This window comes from Agrobacterium sp. 22-223-1 (assembly GCF_053522385.1).
In genome coordinates this window covers 1-2,624 of the sequence record NZ_JBNWCN010000011.1, presented here as the reverse complement: position 1 = coordinate 2,624, position 2,624 = coordinate 1, and the positions used below count along the sequence as shown (strand labels likewise).

Here is a 2,624-nt window from a genome sequence, read left to right as displayed (position 1 = left end):
GTGCGGGCAGTGATCGGCCCGATGCCTGACACCTCGAGATGCAGGAAAGTATCCGATCCGAGATGTTCGGCGACGGTGACCTTGCCCTGCCACAGCCCGCTTTCCTTCGACAGCACCAGATGCTCCGGCCGCACGCCGGCGGTGGTCGCGCCCTTTTGGCGGGCGTAGTCGCCGGTCACCAGGTTCATGCGCGGCGAGCCGATGAAGCCGGCGACGAAGAGGTTGGCGGGGGTGCGGTAAAGCTCCATCGGCGAGCCGACCTGCTCGATATTGCCGCGGTTGAGCACCACGATCTTGTCGGCCATGGTCATGGCCTCGACCTGATCGTGGGTGACATAGATCATCGTTGTCTTCAGCGTGTTGTGCAGCTCGGAGATTTCCAGCCGCATGGTGCCGCGCAGCGCCGCATCGAGGTTGGAAAGCGGTTCGTCGAACAGGAAGGCGGAAGGTTCGCGCACGATGGCGCGGCCGATGGCGACACGCTGGCGCTGGCCGCCCGACAGCTGCGAGGGCCGGCGCTCGAGATAATCGGTGAGGTTCAGCACCCGGGCGGCGTCTTCCACCTTTTTATCGATGATGGCCTTGTCGAGCTTGGCCATCTTCAGCGGGAAGGCGATGTTGTTCCTGACACTCATATGCGGATAAAGCGCATAGGACTGGAACACCATGGCAAGGCCGCGCTCGGCCGGCGCCTTTTCGGTGACATCCTTGCCGTCGATGACGATCTTGCCGCCGGAGACGTCTTCCAGCCCGGCAATCAGCCGCAGCAGCGTGGACTTGCCGCAGCCGGAGGGGCCGACGAAGACGACGAATTCGCCGTCGTTGATATCGAGATCGATCGACGGGATGACTTTCGCCTCACCGAAGAGCTTGGACACGTTCTGAAGGGAAATGCTGCCCATGTTTGTCGTTCCTTATTTCACGGCGCCGAAGGTCAGGCCACGCACGAGTTGTTTCTGCGAGAACCAGCCGATGACGAGAATGGGGGCGATCGCCATCATCGAGGCGGCCGAGAGTTTTGCCCAGAACAGCCCCTGTGGGCTCGAGAAGGAGGCGATGAAGGCCGTCAGCGGGGCCGCATTGGTGGTTGTCAGCCGGATGGTCCAGAAGGCTTCGTTCCAGGCGAGGATGACGTTGAGGAGCAGCGTCGAGGCAATGCCCGGCACCGCCATCGGGGTCAGCACATGCACGATCTCGTTCCACAAGGATGCGCCATCCATGCGGGCTGCTTCGAGAATCTCGCCGGGGATTTCCCGAAAGTAAGTGTAGAGCATCCAGATGACGATCGGCAGGTTGATGAAGGTGAGCATGATGGTGAGCCCAATGCGGGTATCGAGCAGGCCGGCATTGCGGAAGATCAGATAGATCGGCACCAAGACGGCGACGGCCGGCATCATCTTGGTGGAGAGCATCCACATCAAAATGTCCTTGGTGCGCTTGGTCGGCGAGAACGCCATGGCCCAGGCGGCGGGAATGGCGATGATCAGCGCGATGATCGTCGAGCCGAGCGACAGCACCACCGAGTTCATGAACGGCTTGAAGTAATCGCGCTGGGTCTGGACCGTCACGTAATTCTCGAGCGTGCCCGAGGGAATGAGGCTGAAGCCGGCGATTGCTTCCGGCTCGGTCTTGATCGAGGTGAGGAAGGCATAGAGGATCGGGAAGAACAGCAGCAGCGCCACGGCCCAGGCCGCGATGGAAAAGCCGATCTTCGCACGTGTGGTTGTCTTGCGGGCCATGATGTTTCCCCCTTACCGGTCGAGGTTCTTGCCGACGGCGCGCATCAGGAAGATGGCGACGATATTGGCGAGGATGACGGCGATGATGCCGCCGGCCGAAGCGCCACCGACGTCGTAACCCAGAAGCGCTGTGCGATAGATGAGGAAGGCGAGGTTGGTGGAGGCGTAACCGGGGCCGCCATTGGTGGTGACGAGGATTTCCGCATAGACGCCGAGCAGGAAGATCGTCTGGATGAGAATGACGACGGTGATGGCGCGCGACAGATGCGGCAGGGTCAGGTAGATGAAGCGGTTGACGAAGTTGGCGCCATCCATCTCGGCCGCTTCCTTCTGTTCGCCATCGAGCGACTGCAGGGCGGTCAAGAGGATCAGCGTCGCAAAGGGCAGCCATTGCCAGGCGACGATGATGATGATGGAGAGCAGCGGAAACTGCGCAAACCAGTCGACCGGCTGGAAACCGAAGAAGCGGGAGAGATCGGCAAGCACGCCGTAACCGGGATGCATGATCATGTTCTTCCACACCAAAGCTGCCACCGGCGGCATGACGAAGAAGGGCGAGATGATCATGATGCGCACGATGCCCTGGCCGAAAATGTCATTGTCGAGCAGAAGCGCAATGGCGATGCCGCCAACCACCGTGATCAGCAGCACGCCGCCGACGATCAGCAGCGTGTTCCAGATCGACTGGAAGAAGGCCGGATCGGTGTAGAAATACTGGTAATTGAACAGACCGGCGAAGCTGACATTGGCCGGGTTGAGGAGATTGTAGTTCTGGAACGAGAACCACAGCGTCATCGCCAGAGGCACGATCATCCACACCAGCAACAACAGCACCGATGGCGCAAGCATGACCCGCGCTAGACCGCTTGTGTTTCGGGTTGCCAT

The 2,624-nt window shown here is 60.7% G+C and carries 3 protein-coding genes; all 3 read right to left on the bottom strand.

What is annotated here, in order from left to right; translation table 11 throughout:
* The coding region (locus ACQZ60_RS25160; RefSeq protein ID WP_448736352.1) for an ABC transporter ATP-binding protein at window positions 1-902 on the bottom strand (902 nt) is incomplete at its 3' end.
* Between the two features lie 12 nt (window positions 903-914).
* Entirely contained in the window at window positions 915-1,739 is an 825-nt protein-coding gene (locus ACQZ60_RS25155) for a carbohydrate ABC transporter permease (RefSeq protein ID WP_080837073.1), read from the bottom strand.
* A gap of 12 nt (window positions 1,740-1,751) precedes the next feature.
* The coding region (locus tag ACQZ60_RS25150; RefSeq protein ID WP_080857880.1) for a carbohydrate ABC transporter permease at window positions 1,752-2,624 on the bottom strand (873 nt) is incomplete at its 5' end.